At 61.8% G+C, this 19,949-nt stretch carries 8 protein-coding genes; 5 read left to right on the top strand and 3 right to left on the bottom strand.

Going from position 1 to position 19,949, the window contains the following annotated elements; genetic code table 11:
- Positions 1–174: 174 nt before the first annotated feature.
- Positions 175–882: a cysteine protease LapG gene (gene lapG / locus ACW9JE_RS18845; protein WP_224536189.1), complete on the top strand. Its 708-nt coding sequence runs from the start codon at positions 175–177 to the stop codon at positions 880–882.
- 22 nt (positions 883–904) lie between these two features.
- Positions 905–2,845, top strand: coding sequence for a cyclic di-GMP receptor LapD (gene lapD / locus ACW9JE_RS18850; RefSeq protein ID WP_224536188.1), 1,941 nt, complete (start codon positions 905–907; stop codon positions 2,843–2,845).
- A 97-nt stretch (positions 2,846–2,942) separates the two neighbouring features.
- Here lapD and ACW9JE_RS18855 read toward each other — a convergent pair whose 3' ends face one another.
- The 3 genes from ACW9JE_RS18855 to ACW9JE_RS18865 all read right to left on the bottom strand — a co-directional run bounded on the left by ACW9JE_RS18855 (position 2,943) and on the right by ACW9JE_RS18865 (position 14,263).
- A complete protein-coding gene (locus ACW9JE_RS18855) occupies positions 2,943–3,581 on the bottom strand; it encodes an HD domain-containing protein (protein WP_457433580.1) in 639 nt (212 codons plus the stop codon).
- 96 nt (positions 3,582–3,677) lie between these two features.
- Positions 3,678–4,643, bottom strand: a complete 966-nt coding sequence (locus tag ACW9JE_RS18860) for a LysR family transcriptional regulator (protein WP_457433581.1) — start codon at positions 4,641–4,643, stop codon at positions 3,678–3,680.
- A gap of 209 nt (positions 4,644–4,852) precedes the next feature.
- On the bottom strand, positions 4,853–14,263 hold the full coding sequence (locus ACW9JE_RS18865; protein ID WP_457433582.1) for a retention module-containing protein: 9,411 nt from the start codon (positions 14,261–14,263) through the stop codon (positions 4,853–4,855).
- 592 nt (positions 14,264–14,855) lie between these two features.
- Between ACW9JE_RS18865 and ACW9JE_RS18870 the strand changes: the two genes are divergently transcribed.
- The 3 genes from ACW9JE_RS18870 (at position 14,856) to ACW9JE_RS18880 (ending at position 19,850) form a co-directional block, all read left to right on the top strand.
- Complete coding sequence (locus ACW9JE_RS18870) at positions 14,856–16,214, top strand: TolC family outer membrane protein (RefSeq protein ID WP_224536180.1); 1,359 nt, start codon at positions 14,856–14,858, stop codon at positions 16,212–16,214.
- A gap of 99 nt (positions 16,215–16,313) precedes the next feature.
- Positions 16,314–18,473, top strand: coding sequence for a type I secretion system permease/ATPase (locus tag ACW9JE_RS18875; protein WP_457433583.1), 2,160 nt, complete (start codon positions 16,314–16,316; stop codon positions 18,471–18,473).
- Positions 18,474–18,482: 9 nt separating this feature from the next.
- Positions 18,483–19,850, top strand: coding sequence for an HlyD family type I secretion periplasmic adaptor subunit (locus tag ACW9JE_RS18880; protein WP_224536176.1), 1,368 nt, complete (start codon positions 18,483–18,485; stop codon positions 19,848–19,850).
- The last annotated feature ends 99 nt before the right edge of the window (positions 19,851–19,949 follow it).

Below are 19,949 nucleotides of genomic sequence, written 5' to 3' on the forward strand. Positions count from 1 at the left end.
AACGTCAGGGGCACCAGCGCTTTGGTTACTTTCGCGCTCTTCGAAAGTGACCCGCCGTAAGGGCGGAACCATAAGTAGCCGTTACCGCAGAAACGGATATGTCCCCAAACCAGACATCAACCAGATCCAAAAAAACACCTAGACTTCACCAATCCGCCCCCCGAGCAGACACACATGCTCCGTAGTCCGCGTAGTCCAGGATGGTCAGCGCCCCGGCTTCGGTTCGGCGGATTGCTGTTGCTTGCCGGATTTCTGCTGGCCGGGCTCGGCATGGTCCGCGCCGACTGGGATTTCGCACAGATCCTGCAAACCGCCGAAAAACGCTACGGCAACCTCGGCCCGGCGCGAGGGCGGATAGAGGCATGGAGCCAGATGCTGCAGGGCGAACGCAATGCCCCCGAGCGCGAACAGTTGAATACCGTCAATCGCTTCTTCAATCAGCAACTGAGCTTTCAGGACGACACACGGATCTGGCGTCAGACCGACTACTGGGCCACCCCCGTCGAGGCCCTGGTCAAGGGTGCCGCCGATTGCGAAGACTACGCCCTGGCGAAGTATTTCAGCCTGCGCGAGCTGGGAATTCCCAGCGAAAAACTGCGCATCACCTACGTCAAGGCACTGACCCAGAACCAGGCGCACATGGTCTTGACCTTCTACAGCAGCCCCACCGCCGACCCGCTGGTGCTGGACAACCTGATCAGCGACATCCTTCCTGCCTCGCAACGCAAGGATCTGCTGCCGGTGTACGCCTTCAACGCCGAAGGCCTGTACCTGCCGGGTGCCAATGGCGGCAAACGCAGCAGCGACTCGAAAAAGCTGTCGCGCTGGCAGGACGTACTGAAAAAAATGCAGGCCGAAGGCTTCCCCGTCGGCGACGGCTGAAGGCCCGAGCAAGGAGCGTGTCATGAAACTGCGCAATCAGTTGTTTCTCGCCATCTGCCTGTTCCTGGTAGTGGCGTTCAGCGGCAGTTTTTTTGTCAGCCTGGAAAGCTCCCGCGAACAGACCCTGGGTCAGTTGCGCTCCCATGCCCAGGACGCGGCCACCGCACTGGGCCTGTCGCTGACCGCCCAGGTCGATGACCCGGCGATGATGGAGTTGATGGTCAGCTCGATTTTCGACAGTGGCTACTTCAGCAGCATCCGCATCATCGACAACCGCGATCAGCGTGTACTGGTGGAGCGCAATGCGTCGAAGCGGATCGAGGGCGTGCCGGGCTGGTTCATTCGTCTGGTCAACCTGCGCCATGAAGGCGGTGATGCACTGATCATGCGCGGCTGGGAACAGGCAGCGCGGGTCGAGGTTCTGAGCAACCCGCAATTCGCCCTGGCCAAACTCTGGGACAGCACCCTGGGCAGCCTGATCTGGCTGTTGATCTGCGGTCTGCTGAGCGCGGTGTTCGGGGGCTGGCTGCTGCGCCGGCAACTTCGTCCCCTCGACACCCTGGTCAAACAGGCCGAAGCCATCAGCAAGCGCGAGTTCCTGAGCCTGCCGAAACTGCCGCGCACGCCGGAGTTGAAACGCGTGGTGCTGGCGATGAATCAGATGGTCGAGAAGCTCAAGGCGCTGTTCAGCGAAGAAGCGGCGCGCAGCGAGCAATTGCGCGACGAGTCCTACCGGGACAGCCTGACCGGGCTGGCCAATCGACGCTTGCTCGATGAACAGCTGGCCGACCATCTGCTGGTGGCCGAGCACCATGGCGACGGTCACCTGTTGATGCTGCGGCTCAACGACCTGACCGGGCTCAACCAGCGCCTTGGCGGCCAGCGAACCGATGCGCTGATCAGTGCGGTCGGCGAACTGCTCAAGCGCCTGACCGGGCTGCCGGAACGCCGCACCTGGCTGGCGGCGCGCAATCGCGGGGGCGAATTCAGTCTGCTGACGCCGGGGCTGAATGCCGAAGATGCGGCGCGCGTGGCCGCGGAACTGAGCGCCACCCTGGAAAACCTGCGCCAGACCGGCGCCAGCGATTGCCTGCCCGTAGCGCACGTGGGCATCGTCGTCTTTCGTCCAGGTGAACTGGCCAGCGATGTATTGATGCGCCTCGATCAGGCGCTGGCCCAGGCCCGGCTCCAGCCCGAACGCCCCTGGGCACAGCTGAGTCATGAGGACTCTGCAACCCATCATGCCCCACATGATTGGCGCAGCTGGATCGACGACGCCCTGACCCACGACAGGCTGCAGTTGTATTTTCAGCCGGTGGTGCAATGCGCCGACACCAGTGAGGTGCTGCATCACAAGGTCCTCGCTCGCCTGCTCGATCCCCAGGGCCAGGCGATTGCCGCCGGACAGTTCCTGCCGTGGATCGAACGCCTGGGCTGGTCCGCCCGCTTCGACCTGGCCATGCTCGAGGCGACTCTCGACTATCTGGCGGTCAATCGCTGGCCGTTGGCGCTGAGCCTGTCTGGCAGCACCTTGCGCGATCAGACGCAGCTGCGGTTGATCCTCGACATGCTCGATTCACTGCCGGAACTGGCGCCGTTGCTGACCCTGGAAATCGACGAACGCCAACTGCCGCCACCCGACGAATTGCAGCGCCTGAGCCACGCCCTGCTCGACACCAACTATCGCCTGGGTCTGCAGCATTTCGGCGGCAGCTTCAGCCAGATCGGCAATCTCACACAACTGGGTCTGGCTTACCTGAAAATCGATGGCGCCTACATCCGGCGTATCGATGAGCAGCGGGATAAACGGCTATTCATCGAGGCGATCTTCAGGGCGACCAACAGCATCGATTTGCCGCTGATTGCGGAAATGGTCGAGACCCAGGGCGAGCTGGAGGTCATCCGGGAGCTGGGGGTGTTCGGGGTGATGGGAAGGTTGATCGGGCCGCCGGAACCCATGTAGCCACGGCACTGCACATCCCCTTATGTAGGAGCTGCCGAAGGCTGCGATCTGATCGTTCCCACGCTCCGCGTGGGAACGATCAATTCGCGAGGGCACGTCAGTGCCGTTCCCAATGCGAACACAGGATGACGCTGCACAGGTTGGTCCGTTCAAACTTCGGATCCTTATAGGCGAGAAAATCATCGTTGAAGGTGCCGAAGGTGCTGCCCGGCCGATGTTTCATTCCTTGGTAAAACGTGTCGATCATCTGGTGAGCAAAATCGGGTTCGCGAGGATAGGCAGCAATCACCGATGTGCGTTGCTCGTCGCTGAACTGCTCGAACCCACGCCCCGCCACGTCCATCCCAGCGCCGGCCTGCACCAGGGCGATTTCCCCGTGCATGTGTTCGGGAATGCCCGGTGTGGTGTGCAGGGCGATGGCGTTCCAGACCTTGTCCACCTCCGCCTCGCCGATTCCGTGACTGCGCAGGAAATCACGGGCGGCATTCGCGCCGTCCACCTCGAAGCGCAGTTGGCTGTCGCGGTACGCCGACGTCAGGCCGATGTCATGGAACATCGAGGCGACATAGAGCAGCTCCGGATCAAACTTCAGGCCCTTCTGCCGACCGATCAACGCGCCCCAGCAGTAGACCCGGGCCGAGTGGGCAAACAGCAACGGACTTTCGGTGTCGCGAATCAGCTGCGTCGCCTCACGGGCCAGTTGGCTGTCAGGAAGGGTGATGTCGATGTTGGCCATGATGAGCTGTCTCCGCGATAGGCATTCAATACGCTACCGAGCCGAGCACGACGGAAGAAGTGCAACTTTCAAAAAATGAAAATGCATGACATGCATTTAACCGGCATCCATCTGCGCCACATGCCGCGCCGCCTTCGCCAGCAGTTCGCGCAACCACTGGTGCCCGGGGTCTTGGCTATGCCGTTCATGCCAGACCATATGCGCAGGACGCGCCGCTGAGGCCCAAGGCAATTCCGAGAACGTTGCAGTGCCGGCCTGTTGGAAAATCCTCGCCAGGGTGAACGGCACGATCGCGGCCATTTCGGTGCCGGCCAACAGGCTGGGGATCGCCAGGAAATGCGGTTGGACCACCTTGATGTCCGGGGTTCGGCCGATCGAACTGAACGCCGCCTTAAGCGCCGCCCGCTCGAACATTTCCGCACGTCGCGACAGCCCGCGCTCGGACAGCAGGCCATCGTCCGTGGTGCCGGTGGAGACCACCAGCAGGCGCAACCGAGTGAGATCCTCGAGACGGATTTCGCTGCCGGCAAGGGGATGATCCGGGGCGACCAGCAACACATCTCGCGCTTCGAACAGCACCTGTTCGCGCAGTCGATGGGGCACGCTGGCGAACGACCCGAGGGCAATGTCGACCCGTCCGACATCGATCTGCGTGGTCAGGTCGGGTCGGCAGGCGGGCAGTACGGTGACGCTTGCGTGGGGCGCCTGAATCGACACTTCCCGCAGGACATGGGGCAACACCACCGAGGACAGGTAATCGGTCGCGGCGATGCAGAATTGCCGATCGGTGCTGGCCGGCTCGAATTGTTCATGGCCGAAGGCGCGTTCGATCATGACCAAGGCATCGCGCACCATGGGCGCCATTTCCAGTGCCCGCACGGTGGGTTCCATGCCGGTGGCGGTGCGCACGAACAGTTCATCCTTGAGCAGCGTACGCAGGCGCGAAAGAGCATGACTGACGGCCGACGGGCTGAGGCTGATGGCTTCGCCTGCCCGCAGCACATTGCGCTCGCGCATGACCGCGTCAAACACCCGAAGCAGATTCAGATCGAGATTTTTCATTGCAGGGGTACCGGGAGCGAAATTGGGAAATCGCATGCAGCAAATGCATTTCGATTTCCCAATTCTGCACCTCCCCGACCTTCAAACGAATCCCCCTGTAGGAGCGAGCATGCTCGCGATGGTGGCAAGAACACCGCGGGGCATCAGGCACCCCGCGTTATCGTTGACGTCCATCGCGAGCATGCTCGCTCCTACAGGAAAAGCGTCGGTTACACGGTATCCACCTTCAACGAATGATCATTGAGCATGCCGTTGATGATGGTCGCCGTGTCCGCCCCGGACACCACCCCGCCCGCCCCTGGCGTGACCCCGTAATGGCTGGCCAGGTTGACGCCCGCCAGGTCGATGGTCTGGTTCGGCGCGGCGCCTGCCATGGCGCTGACGTCGATGCTGGTCATCACCGATGCGCCGCTGCCGCTGACGGTGAAGTGCAGATAGTCATCCAGCGAAGCCGCAGTGCCGTTCTCCCCTTGCAGCAGTTGCGACAGGTCAAGTTTGTCGGTGCCCGGCGTGAAGTCGGTGACCACGTCATGCCCGCTGTTGCCCTTGAGCCACTGGAAGGTGTCGGCGCCGCTGCCGCCGGTCAGGGTGTTGTTGCCCAGGCCGCCGATCAGGAAGTCGTCGCCTCCCCCGCCATTGAGCACGTCGTTGCCCAGGCCACCGGTGATGACGTTGCTGTTGTTGTCGCCAGTCAGGTTGTCGTTGAAGTTGGAGCCGACCAGGTTCTCGATCCCCGTCAGGGTGTCGGTGCCGGCGCCAAGGGTGTTCTGCGCCGTGGTCACACCCAGGTTCACCGTCACGCCGGACGTGGCATGGGCGTAGCTGGCGGTGTCGTTGCCGGTGCCGCCGTCGAGTAGATCATTGCCGATGCCGCTGAACAGCAGGTCATTGCCCGCCCCGCCGTGCAGCTCGTTGTTGCCGGTACCGGCGGTGAGGATGTCGTTGCCAGCGCCGGCATTGAGGATGTTGTTGCCATCGCCCGCCACTAAGGTGTCGTTGCCGTCGGTCCCGGTAAGTGTGTGGCCGTCCTGGTAGCTGATGGTCACGTTGCCGTTGGCGCTGCCGCCATGGTTGTCGCTGGCGGTGTAGGTGCCGTGGTAGTCCGGGGTGACGTCATGGGCGCCGGCGTAGTTGAGCGTCATCGTCAGCTGGTAGTTTTCAGCCGCGCTGGTATTGGTGCCAGAGGTGTTGACGATATTAGTGATATGGATCTGGTACACACCATCCGCCGTCGCGGTGATGGTCTGGCCATCAGCAATGTCGATCCAGCCGCCACCGTTGATGGAGTACTTCATGGCGATGTGTCCGGGATCCAGATTGTGGTCCAGGTTGAGGGTTTCGCCTTGCTTGAGGTTGACGGTGATCTTGTCCTCATCGTTGGTGTTGGCAGCGTTCACAACCCCCAGATAACCGCCGATCACCAGCACCGCCGTCATGGTGGCGGTGTTGGCGGCGAAAGATCCGCGCACGTTGTCCAGCACCTGATTGGACGGTTTTATGCCGATGCCCGAGAAGTTGATTGTACCGGTACCGGTGAAATCAGCGGCCTTGTTGACCCAGCCAGTGTTGAAGGTGGTCGGCGACGCCTTGATCGGATCGCCATCGGCATCCCTGTCGTTGGCCAGCAGTACATCCGCCGGCACCGCCACGTTGCTGGAAAGTACGTTGGTGATGATGTGGTCATCGCCCGCCACCGGCGCCGCGTTCGGAATGACCTTGACCACCAGGGTGGAACTCGCGAGATCGCCGTCGTTGTCGCTGAGGGTGAAGCCGATGTTTTCGGTGATCAGCACCGACGTGGCTTTCTGCGAGGTGTAGCTGTACTCGCCGGTGTCGAGGTTCACCACCAGGGTGCCCTTGTTGTCGGTGGCGATGCTCAAGGTGTTGTTGACCGTGTTGAAGGTGCCATGGTTGGCGCCGCCGCTGAAGGTCAACGACCCCTGGTTGCTGTTGGCTCTCGGATCGTAGGTGTAGGTGGTGCCATCGACCGTGATGGATTTGATGAAACCGCCATCGGCACCGAAGGTTGCGCCATCGCCCAGCAGCGAACCGGTGACCGGCGCGCCCACCACAGTACCCGACAGTACCGAGTTGAGCTGGTTGAGGTCGGTCACGATCACCGCGTTGGTATTGGTGCCCGTCCCGGTGCCGTCATAGGCCAGCGGGTTGAGGTCGCTGCTGCCGACACCCGAGCCCAGGCCGATCGCGTAGTTATTGATCTGCTTGTCGATGAGGAAGTTTTTCCAGGCCGTCTCGTCCCCGCCGCCAATCGATCCTTCGTTGGGCTTGCCGTCGGAGAAGAAGTAACCGACGTTCTGCGCCCCCGTCAGCTTGCCGTTGGTGTTGAACGCGGTTTGCGCCATCGCCACCGCCGCATCGTAGTTGGTACCGCCGCCCGCCGACAGGCCGGCCACGATCGACTTGGCGGTCGCGACGTCCACCCAGATCGAAGTCTTGTCTGTGGCGTTGCTGCTGAAGGTGACGATCTGCACTTTGACGTCGCCCAGGTCGTCGTACTTGTCGAGCAGCGCGCTGATTGCCTGCTTGGCCAATTGCAGCCGCGTCAGACCCTGTACGCCGGAAGGGTCGGCCATACTGCCGGACACGTCGATCACCAGCAGCAGGTTGGTGTCGATCTCCACCGCCGCCACCGAGCGCTCCGAAGCCACCGCCTTGGGCACGTCATCGACAATGTTGATCACGATGGTGCTGGTGGTGCTGTTGCCCAGCGCATCGGTGGCCTTGTAGGTGAAGGATTCGCTCAGGGTATTGGCACCATCGTTGGCACCCGGCGAGGTTTTCGGCGCCGAAGTCAGTGTGTAGGTGTAGGTGCCGTTGGGGTTGAGCAGGATCTGTCCGTAGGTGCCGGTGGCGCTGCCGACCAGGGTGTAGCTGATCGCACCGCTGCCGCCGGTCACCGAACCGACCAGGGTTCCGCTGGAGGTCTCGCTGGAACTGCCCGGATCGCTGCCGGTCACGGTTCCAGGTGCCAGGTCCTGGCCGTCCCTGGTCAGGTCGAGGGCTTTTTCGTAGACCGTCACATCGGTGTCGGTGACCGCCTTGATACCGCTGTCGGCCACATTGATGGTGATGGTGGTGGTGCTTTCGTCGCCGTCGGCATCGCGCACGGTGTAGGTGAAAGTATCGGTAGCCCCCGCCGGGCTGACCGAGTTCGGGTTGCTGTGATAGACCGCATTACCCGCGGCATCGAGGGTCAGGTAGCCATAGGTGCCATTGATATTGTTGCCCAGGCCGCCGACCGCCGACGTCGAGGTATTGCCGCCAGCGCGCACGCCGATCACGGTCGCCGGGCCATCGGCACCGCTGATGTCGTTACCCAGTACGCTGATGTTGACGGTTCCGCCCTCCGCCACCGAAGAGGTGTCGGCTTTGGCGGTCGGCAAATCGTCGACGATGTTGACGTTGATCTGCCCACTGGCCGAGCTGCCATCGCCGTCGGTGGCCACCACGTTGAAGTTCTCGGTGATGCTGTTGGCGCCGTTGGCGGTTGGATGCGCTTCGTTGTCCACCAGGGTGTAGCTATAGCTGACCACGCCTGTGGTTGCGTTGTAGCCGGTGATGGTCAAGGTGCTGCCCAATGGCGTGACGATCGATTGCGGGAAGCCCGCCGCCACACCGCCGGTGACCACGTTGATGCCGCCCACGGTCAGGGTCTGCAGGCCGTCCGGTGCGTTGACGGTGAAGGTGCCGCTCTGAGTCAGCGCCGATGCATTGGGGTTGGTGCCGTCGCTGAGGTTTTTCTCGTAGACGGTGATCTCGCCGCCATACACATCCAGACCGTTAAGCGTGACGCCGTCGTTGTTGTTGTAGACCTTCAGCACCAGGTTGGCGCTGCTGGTGTCGCCGTCGGCATCGGTGAGGGTGTAGGTGAAACTTTCGGTACCGCTGCCGCCACCGTGCAGGGCCTTGAAGTCGGCATCGTTGGGGTTGAGGGTGTAGGTGTAAGTGCCGTTGGCATTGAGCACCAGGGTGCCGTAGGTGCCGACGAAGGTCCCCGCAGTGACGGGTCCGCTGCTGGGGCCGGTCGTTACGCGGTCCGCACCTTGCACGTCGTTGGTCAGCACGTTGCCGTTGAGGGTCAACTGGGTTTCCGAAGCGGTTCCCGTATTGCTGTCGTTCACCGCCTTGGGCACGTCGTCGACGATGTTGACGTTTATCTGGCCGCTGGCAGAATCGCCGTCGGTGTCGGTCGCCACCACATTGAAGTTTTCAGTGAGGCTGTTGGCGCCGTTGGCGGTCGGGTGCGCCTCGTTGTCCACCAGGGTGTAGCTGTAGCTGACCACGCCCGTGGTCGCGTTGTAGCCAGTGATGGTCAGGGTGCTGCCCAACGGTGTGGTGATCGATTGCGGGAAGCCGGCTGCCACGCCGCCAGTGACCACATTGATGCCGCCCACTGTCAGGGTTTGCAGGCCATCCGCTGCGGTCACAGTGAAGGTCCCGCTTTGAGTCAGCGCGGGTGTGTTGGGGTTGCTGCCATCGCTGAGGCTCTTCTCGTAGACGGTCAGTTCGCCGCCACACACATCCAGGCCTCTGACGATCACCGGGTCGTCATTGTTGTGGATGTTCAGCACCAGGTTGGCGGTGCTGGTATCGCCGTCCGCATCGGTAATGGTGTAGGCGAAGGTTTCGGTGCCGTTGCCACCGCCGTGCAGGCCTTTGAAGTCGGCATCGTTGGTGTTGAGGGTGTAGGTGTAAGTGCCGTTGGCATTGAGCACCAACGTGCCGTAGGTGCCGACGAAGGTGCCGGGGGTGATCGGGCCGGCGCTTGGGCCGGTCGGTACGCGATCGGCGCCTTGCACGTCGTTAGTCAGCACGTTGCCGTTCAGGGTGAGCAGGGATTCCGAAGCGGTGGACGCGTTGCTGTCGTTCATCGCTTTGGGCAGGTCATCGACGATGTTCACGTCGAGGCTGCCGTTGGCGGTGGTGCCGTTATCGTCGACTACGGTGACGGTGAATTGCTCGGACAGGGTGTTGGCGCCGTTGGCCGTTGGATGAGCTTCGTTATCCACCAGGGTGTAGCTGTAACTGACGACACCGGTTGCCGCGTTGAACCCGGTGATGGTCAGCGTGCTGCCCAACGGTGTGGTGATGGATTGCGGGAAGCCTGCGCTCACACCGCCGACCACCACGTTGATGCCACCGATGCTCAGGGTTTCTACGCCATCCGGTGCAGTGATGGTGAAGGTGCCGCTCTTGGTCAGTGCAGCGGCATCAGGGTTGCTGCCGTCGCTGAGGTTTTTCTCGTAGACCGTCAGTTCGCCGCCGTAGACGTTGAGGCCATCGATGTTGATGCCGTCGTCGTTGTTGTGGATGTTCAGCACCAGGTTGGCGGTGCTGGTATCACCATCGGCATCGGTGAGGATGTAGGCGAAGGTCTCGGTGCCGCTGCCACCGCCATGCAGAGCCTTGAAATCGGCGTCGCTGGTGTTGAGGGTGTAGGTGTAAGTGCCGTTGGCGTTCAGCACCAGAGTGCCGTAGGTACCGACGAAAGTGCCGGGGGTGATCGGGCCGCTGCTGGGTCCGGTAGCCACGGCATCCGCGCCTTGCACGTCGTTGGTCAGCACATTGCCATTGAGCGTGAGCTGAGTTTCGGACGCGGTGGCCGCATTGGTGTCATTCATCGCCTTGGGCACGTCGTCGACGATATTGACCACGATGGTGCTGGTAACGATGTTGCCCAGCGAATCGGTCGCCTGATAGGTGAAGCTTTCATGCATGACGTTGGGGCCGTCATTGGCATTGGGTGTGGTACTCGGTGGCGTGGTCAGCGTGTAGGTGTAGGTGCCGTTGGGGTTGATCTGGATTTGCCCGTACGCGCCGTTGGCGCTGCCAACCAGCGCATAGGTGATCGCACCGACGGCGCCGGTCACCGAGCCGACCAGCGTGCCGCTGGCCGTTTCCGCGGTACTGCCCGGCTGGCTGCCGGTGACGGTGCCCGCCGCCAGATCCTGACCGTCCTTGCTCAGGTCCAGCGCTTTTTCGTAGACCGTCACATCGTTGTCGCTGGTGGCTGCCAGGCAGCTGTTGTAAACGTCGATGGTGATGGTGGTCGTGCTTTCGTCGCCGTCGGCGTCGCGCACGGTGTAGGTGAAGACGTCGGTGGCGCCGGGGCCGCTCACGGTGTTCGGGTTGCTGTGGTAAACCGCATTGCCCTGGGCATCCAGGGTCAGATAACCGTAGGTGCCGTTGATCTGGCTGTTCAAACCGCCGATGGCCGAGGTCGAGGTGTCGGAACCCGCACGCACGCCAACCACGGCGCCACTGGCAGCGGGACCGTCGGCGCCACCGATGTCGTTGTCCAGCACGTTGCCGCTGACGGTGCCGCCTTCCTGCACCGAGTCGGCGTCCGGCCTTGCAGTCGGCAAATCGTCGACGATATTGACGTTGATCTGGCCGGTGGCGGTGCTGCCGTCGGTATCGGTCGCCACCACCGTGAGGTTCTCGGTGAGTGTATTGGCACCGTTCGCCGTCGGATGCGCCTCGTTGTCCACCAGGGTATAGCTGTAGCTGACGACACCCGTGGTCGCGTTGTAGCCGGTGATGGTCAGGGTGCTGCCCAATGGCGTGGTGATGGTTTGTGGGAAGCCGGCAGCCACACCGCCGCTGACCACGGTAATGCCACCCACGGTGAGGGTTTGCAGACCATCGAGCGCCGTGACGGTGAAGGTGCCGCTCTGAGTCAGCGCCGGTGCGTTGGGACTGGTGCCGTCGCTGAGGTTTTTCTCGTAGACGGTCAACTCGCCGCCATAGACGTCCAGGCCGTCGAGCGTTACGCCATCGTCGTTGTTGTGGATGTTCAGCACCAGGTTGGCGGTACTGGTATCGCCGTCAGCGTCGGTGATGGTGTAGGCAAAGATTTCGGTGCCGTTGCCACCGCCGTGCAGGGCTTTGAAATCGGCGTCGCTGGTGTTCAGGGTGTAGGTGTAAGTGCCGTTGGCATTGAGCACGAGAGTGCCGTAAGTGCCGACGAAAGTGCCCGGCGTGATCGGGCCGGAATTTTCGCCTACCGTCACGCGGTCAGCGCCCTGCACGTCGTTGGTCAGCACGTTGCCGTTGAGGCTGAGCTGGGTTTCCGAAGCGGTGGTGGCATTGGTGTCGTTCATCGCTTTGGGCAGGTCGTCGACGATGTTCACGTCGAGGCTGCCGTTGGCGGTGGTGCCGTTGTCGTCGACTACGGTGACGGTGAACTGCTCGGATAGGGTGTTGGCGCCATTCGCATTCGGATGCGCTTCGTTATCCACCAAGGTGTAGCTGTAACTGACAACACCGGTAGCGGCGTTGAACCCGGTGATGGTCAGCGTGCTGCCCAGCGGTGTAGTGATCGACTGCGGGAAGCCCGCGCTCACGCCACCGACCACCACGTTGATGCCGCCGATGGTCAGGGTTTCCACGCCATCTGGCGCTGTGATGGTGAACATGCCGCTCTTGGTCAGTGCGGCGGCATCAGGGTTGCTGCCGTCGCTGAGGTTTTTCTCGTAGACGGTGAGCTCGCCACCACAGACGTTGAGGCCATCGATGTTGATGCCGTCATCGTTGTTATGGATGTTCAGCACCAGGTTGGCGGTGCTGGTATCGCCGTCAGCGTCAGTGATGGTGTAGGCGAAAGTTTCAGTGCCGTTGCCACCGCCGTGCAGGGCTTTGAAGTCGGCATCGCTGGTGTTCAGGGTGTAGGTGTAAGTGCCGTTGGCATTAAGCACGAGAGTGCCGTAAGTGCCGACGAAAGTACCGGGGGTGATCGGGCCTGAGTTTTCACCCACTGTCACGCGGTCTGCGCCCTGCACGTCGTTGGTCAGCACGTTGCCATTGAGAGTGAGCTGGGTTTCGGAAGCCGTCCCGGCATTGGTGTCATCCACGCCTTTTGGCAGGTCGTCGACGATGTTCACATCGAGGCTGCCGTTGGCGGTGGTGCCGTTATCGTCCACCACCGTGACCGCAAACTGCTCGGACAGGGTGTTGGCGCCATTCGCATTCGGATGCGCTTCGTTATCCACCAAGGTGTAGCTGTAACTGACAACACCGGTAGCCGCGTTGAACCCGGTGATGGTCAGCGTGCTGCCCAACGGTGTGGTGATCGACTGCGGGAAGCCCGCGCTCACCCCGCCAACCACCACGTTGATGCCGCCAATGGTCAGGGTTTCTACGCCATCCGGCGCAGTAATGGTGAATGTGCCGCTCTGGGTCAGGGCACCTGCGTCGGGATTGCTGCCTTCACTGAGGTTTTTCTCGTAAACGTTGAGCTCACCACCCTCGACATTCAGACCATTGATGGTCACGCCATCGTCGTTGTTGTGAATGTTCAGCACCAGGTTGGCGGTGCTGGTGTCGCCATCGGCATCGGTGAGGGTGTAGGTGAAGGTTTCAGTGCCGTTGCCACCGCCGTGCAGCGCTTTGAAATCGGGGTCGCTGGTGTTGAGGGTATAGGTGTAGGTGCCGTTGGCATTGAGCACCAAAGTGCCGTAGGTGCCGACAAAAGTGCCGGGGGTGATCGGACCGGCGTTCTCACCCACAGGAACACGGTCGGCGCCCTGCTCATCGTTGGTCAATACATTGCCGTTCAACGTCAGCTGGGTTTCCGAGGCCGTGCCGTTGAAGTCGTCGATCGCCTTGGGGACGTCATCGGTGATATTGACGTCCAGCGAACCGGTGGTCGTATCGCCGTTGTTGTCGCCCGCCACCACGGTGAAGTGTTCGCTGAGAGTGGTGCCGTCGCCGCTCGAATGGGTTTCACTGCCGTTGAGGGTGTAGCTGTAACTCACCACGCCGGTGGCCGGGTTGTAGCCGGTGATGGTCAGCGTGCTTCCCAGTGGCGTGGTGATCGACTGCGGAAAGCCTGCGGCGACACCGCCGGTGATGACGTTGATCCCGCCGATGCTCAGGCTGTTCAACCCGTCGGGCGCGTTGATGGTGAAGGTGCCGCTCTGGGTCAGGGCCGCAGGGTTGCTCGCCGTACCGTCAGGCAGGTTCGCTTCGTTGAGGTTCAGTTCGCCGCCCTGGACCGACAACCCACCCAGAGTGACCGGGTTGTTCACGACCGGAGGAGGTGGTGGAGGCACAATCACCGGTGCCGTACCGCCATCGTCGGTATTGACCACAGCGTCGTGGCGTTCTTCAGGGAACTCGGGAATGCCGCCGAAGCCGGCGGTAGGAAAGCCGATGGTCGGATCGACCCGACCGCCCACCTCTTCCAGCATCACGAAACTGTGGCCGCCCCCCAGCGCACCGCCCGCAGGTCCGGTCGAGCCTGGCCCCGCCGCCGTGGCTTCGGCGGTCTGCGTCGGGTCGTCACCGGCGGCAATGGCTTTTTGCAGTTGCTCGACATCGCTCAGTTGCGCCTCGCTGGGCGTCACCGATTCATTGGTGTTCAGGTGCGGAGACTCATGGGCCAGCAACTGAGGGGTCATCTGCAGGCTGCTGCCCCGGCCGAGGGTCAGCTCCTGGCCATTTTGCAGGCGCACCGCCACGGCGCCTTCGGCTCCGGTATTGAGCTGATCACCGGCGAACAATCGATCGCCTTCGACCAGGGCGCGACGAGTGCCGTCGGCCGCTACCGCGAACACCTGACCGATGACCTTACTGACGATACCGATGAGCGTAGCCATGTGCATTTCCTCCGCTGCCAACCGCTGTCGGCACCTTTTTTTGTGACGGAGAACATGCGTGTGGATGAACAAGGCGGGTGGCTGGCAGAGCGTTTGCCGGTCAGCGTTTACCTGCGTAAGCCGCTTCCCTGGCGATAATCTCGCCCAGCGTACTGCTCACGGGCGTCATCTACGCCGGTGAAAAATCCTTTGCCATCAATGACATCGGACCTCTCTTCGTGGATGACCGGCCCTGCGAGCGATGCGTAACGGTTGTGAATCACTGGAGTGACAAAAAATTGTCACAACAACCCGCTCCGCGTCCCTCCCCTCCAGCACTTCTCCGCTCCATGTCGATAAGTGGATTGGAACTTTCGCAAAACCCTGATGAGCGCCCTAGAGCTCATAAAACAAGGGCTTCGCAACTGAACAATGTGCTGGATTTTGCAGAGCGCATAAGTTTTTTTCGGCATAACCATTATGAGAAAACCTTCTTAGCTTCTCTCCAGAATGTTCTTAGCTCTGATGTAAAACCCGTGAAACGGTTTTCCTATAAATGTCGTCAATAAATTGGCGACGATAAAGCACCATCAGGACGTCAGGGAGATGCACCATGCGCCGCCTTAACCCCCTCTGTTCCGCAGTTTTACTGGCCATGGCCTGCACCTATCAGGCTCAAGCCATGAACCTGACCGAAGCCATCCAGAGCACTATTGCAACCCACCCGGAACTGGCATCGCGGGTAGACAGCCGTCTGTCGGCTGATGAAGACGTGAAGGTCGCCAAGGGCGGCTTTTATCCGTCGGTCGATTTGAATGCCGCCTACGGGCGCGGCTACAGCGATAACACCAACACCCGGGCGTTCGGCAATCACCACACCTCGATCCTCAATTACACCCAGTCGGAACTGCGGCTGCGGCAGATGCTGTTCGACGGTTTCAACACTGCCAACGAAGTCGAGCGCACCAAAGGCGTGGTCAACTCCCGCGCCTATTACGCTCAAGGCACCGCACAGGACCTGGCCCTGCGCACGATCGAGGTCTATCTCGAAGTCCTCAAGCGCCGCGAACTGGTGACCCTGGCCCAGAACAACCTGCAGGCACACTTGCGGGTCAACGATCAGATCGGTCTGCGTACCGAACGCGGCGTGGGCAGTAACGCCGACGCCGACCAGTCGACCGCTCGTCGGGCACTGGCGGAAAACAACCTCGATACCGCCCAGGTGGACCTGGCTGACGCCGAGTCGAATTTTGCCGCTGTGGTCGGGCGCCTGCCCGACGAACTGGAAGCCCCGCCCTCGATTCGCGGCGAACTGCCGGCAGGCTTGCATGAAGCCCAGCAGAGCATGGTGGATAACAACCCTTATCTGAAATCCGCCCAGGCCGATGTGCAATCGGCCGAGAGCCAGTACGAAGTGGCCAAGTCGCCATTCTATCCACGCTTCGACGCCGAAGCCGCGGTGGGCGCGAACAACAATATCCAGGGCGACAAGGGCCATGACAATGAATGGCGGGTCGGTGTGGTGATGAACTACAACCTGTTCCGCGGCGGCAGCGACAAGGCGCGCCTGCAATCGGACGCGCACAAGATCAATCAGGCGATGGACATCCGCAACAACGCCCTGCGCCAACTCAACGAGAACATCAACCTGGCCTGGAACGCCATGGTCAATGCCAAGAAACAGACGCCGACCGCCCGTGAATACGCCGATACCAGCAAACGCGTACGCATGGCCTATCAGGACCAGTTCGGCCTCGGCCAACGGACCCTGCTCGACCTGCTGGACAGCGAAAACGAACTCTACAACGCCAACCGCCGCTACACCGAAGTACGCTACACCGAGGAATATTCGATGTACCGTGTACTGGCGAACATGGGCCAGTTGCTGAGCAAGCAGCGGGTGGTGCTGCCTGCCGATGCGATTGCCCAGGCCGAGGTGAAGAGCGAAGCCCGTTTGCCTGAGCTCAAATAAAAAGCCCGGTCCGTGTGTAGGAGCTGCCGAAGGCTGCTCCTACACGATGTGGTGCGTTGTTCATCTGTTTCTGTCCTGCCATTTACCGGAGCGTTCAATGTGACCAGCATGGAACCCGGCAACACCGGTGTCGATCCGCGCCTGAGCTTCGATGACCCGCTTCTGGACGGTCTGTTGATCCTCTGCAAACTCCACGGTGCAACCGTCAGCCGCGCCAGCCTCAGTGCCGGGCTGCCCATGGCCAAGCAACGCATGAGCCTGGACCTGCTGCCCCGCGCCGCAGCCCGGGCCGGCTTGCAGGCGCGTCTGCTGCGCCGCGAACTCAAGGATATTTCCCCGCTCAACCTGCCGGTGTTGCTGTTACTCAACAACGATCGCACCGCGGTGCTCAGGCGTATCGGCGAAGACGGCCGGGTGCTGATCCTGCCCAGCGAAGCCGACGGCGGCGAACAATGGATCAACCCCGAAGAACTCGCCGAACACTACAGCGGCCAGGCCCTGTACGCCCGTCCACGACATGAACTCGAAGACCTGCGCTCGCCGCTGGTGCCACGGGTGCAGGCCTGGTTTCGCGACACCCTGAAGCTGTCGAAATGGCTTTACAGCGATGCGATTCTGGCGAGCTTCCTGATCAACCTGCTGGGGTTGATGGTGCCGCTGTTCGTGATGCAGACCTACGATCGCGTTGTACCGAACCAGGCCACGTCGACCCTGTGGGTGCTGACCATCGGTCTGCTGATCGGCACCGGATTCGAGCTGGTGCTGCGAGTGGTGCGCGCGCACCTGCTGGACACCGCCGGGAAGAAAACCGACGTGATCCTTTCCGCGACTTTGTTCGAGCGCATCACCGGCATGGCGATGAAAGCCAAACCGGCGACCATCGGCGGCTTCGCCCAGAGCATCCATGACTTTCAGGGGCTGCGGGAATTTCTCACGGCGGTGACCCTCACCAGCCTGATCGACCTGCCCTTCGCCCTGCTGATGCTGCTGGTGATCGGCTTGCTCGGCGGCTGGCTGGTGGTGATTCCGATCCTGGCGTTTCCGATCACGATCATTTTCGCCATGGTGATTCAGGCGCGGCTGCGCGATACCGTGCAAAAAAGCCTGAGCCTGGGCGCCGAACGTCAGGCCCTGCTGATCGAAACCCTCGGCGGCCTGGAAACCCTCAAGGCCTGCAGCGCCGAAAGCGAGCGCCAGCACAAATGGGAAAGCACCCACGGCGCCCTCACCCGCCTGGACAGCCACGCACGCAATCTGGCGGCGTTCGCCACCAACGGCACCCTGTTCATCCAGCAGTTTTCCGGCATGGCAACCATTGTCGCCGGGGTCTACAGCATCATCGCCGGCAACCTCAGCGTCGGCGCCCTGGTGGCGACCTACATGCTCGGCAGCCGGGTCCTGGCGCCGCTGGGGCAGATCGCCGGGCTGATCACCCGTTACCAGCAAGCGCAACTGACCATGAAAAGCACCGACGCCCTGATGGCCCTGCCCCAGGAGCGCGATGCCCGCCAACGACCGCTGGAGCGTACGCATTTGCAAGGCGCACTGGACGTGGTCGGCGTGACCTTCCGCTACAACGGCCAGAGCGCGGCGGCGCTGGCCAACATCAGTTTCAGCGTCAAACCCGGGGAACGGATCGGCATCATCGGTCGCAGCGGCTCGGGCAAAAGCACTCTGGCGCGCATGGTCATGGGCTTCCTCGAACCCGAGGAAGGCCAATTGCTGCTCGATGGCCTGGACCTGCGGCAAGTGGACGTCGCCGACCTGCGTCATCAGATCGGTTATGTCGCCCACGACCTGCCGCTGCTGGCCGGCAGCCTGCGCGACAACCTGACCCTCGGCGCGCGCTACATCAGCGATTCGCGCATGCTCGAAGTGGCGGAGCTGACCGGCGTTACCGAACTGGCCCGGCAGCACCCGCAAGGCTTCGACCGCCCTGTGGGCGAGCGCGGACAACTGCTCTCCGGCGGCCAGCGCCAGGCTGTGCTGCTGGCCCGTGCCATGTTGCTGGATCCGCCGATCATGCTGCTCGACGAACCCACCAGCGCCATGGACAACAGCAGCGAAGACGTACTGCGGCAAAAACTCCACGGCCTGGTCCAGGGCAAAACCGTGCTGCTGGTCACCCACCGTACTTCGATGCTCAGCCTGGTGGATCGGTTGATCGTGCTGGACAACGGGCGGATCGTCGCGGACGGGCCGAAAGAAGCGGTTATTGATGCACTGCGCAAGGGCCGTGTCGGCTCTGCGGCAGTCTAGGAGTCGGCCATGTCTGCTTCCGAACCGATTACCCCCAAGGGACGCGGCTACTTCGACAGCTTTAGCAAAAGCGCCGAGGCCGAATTCATGCCGGAAACCGCCGGGGCCTCGCTTGAGGATTCGCCGCGCTGGTCGCGGATCACGGTGTGGCTGGCGGCGGCGTTGTTGATCAGCGCGGTGGTCTGGGCCAAGTTCGCGGTGTTGCAGGAAGTCACCATGGGCGAAGGCAAGGCGATTCCGTCGAGCAAAGTGCAGGTGATCCAGAACCTTGAAGGCGGCATCGTCACCGAGATCTTCGTGCGCGAGGGACAAATGGTGAACAAGGGCGACACTCTGCTGCGCCTGGATGACACCCGCTACCTGTCGAACAAGGGCGAAAGCGAGGCCGATCGTTATGCCCTCACCGCGCAGGTCGAACGGCTGTCGGCGGAAGCCGAAGGTCGGCCGCTGAAGCTGTCGGATGAAGTGATCGCCAAGGCGCCGCAAGTGGCCGAAGACGAGCGTGCGCTGTACGACCAGAGGCAACGTCGGCTGGCAAGCGAACAACGGACCCTGACCGAACAACTTCGGCAGAAAACACAGGAGCTTGCTGAATTCCGCTCGAAAGCTGGCCAATACAGTTCAAGCCTGGCGTTGGTCAATCAGGAAATGGGCATGTCGGAGCCGCTGGTCAAGACCGGCGCCGTTTCGCCGGTGGAGATCCTGCGGCTCAAGCGCAGCGCCGTGGAAATCCGCGGTTCGCTGAACGCCACCAACCTGGCAATCCCGAGGGCGGAATCGGCGATTGCCGAGATCCGTAGCAAGATCGACGAATCGGAACAGACTTTCCGTTCGGAAGCGGCCAAGGAGCTGAACGAGAAACGCACCGACCTGTCGAAAATCACTGCATCGAGCATCGCCATCGACGACCGCGTGACCCGCACCACGGTGGTTTCGCCGGTCAAGGGCATCATCAAGCTGCTCAAGGTCAACACCATCGGCGGCGTCGTGCAGCCGGGCAGTGACATGGTGGAAATCGTGCCGTTCGAAGACAACCTGCTGATCGAAGCCAAGGTGCGGCCACAGGACGTCGCGTTCCTGCATCCGGGGCAGAAAGCGATGGTCAAGTTCAGTGCCTATGACTACACGATCTATGGGGGGTTGAGTGCGAAGCTGGAGCTGATTGGGGCGGATACCATCACTGACGACAAGGGCAACAGCTTCTATTTGATTCAGGTGCGTACCGACAAGAATCATTTGGGTGGGGATGCGAAACCGCTGCTGATCATTCCCGGGATGGTGGCGACGGTGGACATTATTACCGGGGAGAAGACTGTGCTGGACTACCTGCTCAAGCCGGTCCTGAAGGCCCGTACCGAGGCGATGCGGGAGAGGTAGTCCGGCCGTTGCTTTTGCGGTGATTCAACTGGCCTCTTCGCGGGCAAGCCCGCTCCCACAGGTTTTGTGGTGTTCGCAGAATTTGGGTTCGACACGGAC

The organism is Pseudomonas sp. SDO55104_S430, from assembly GCF_054070595.1.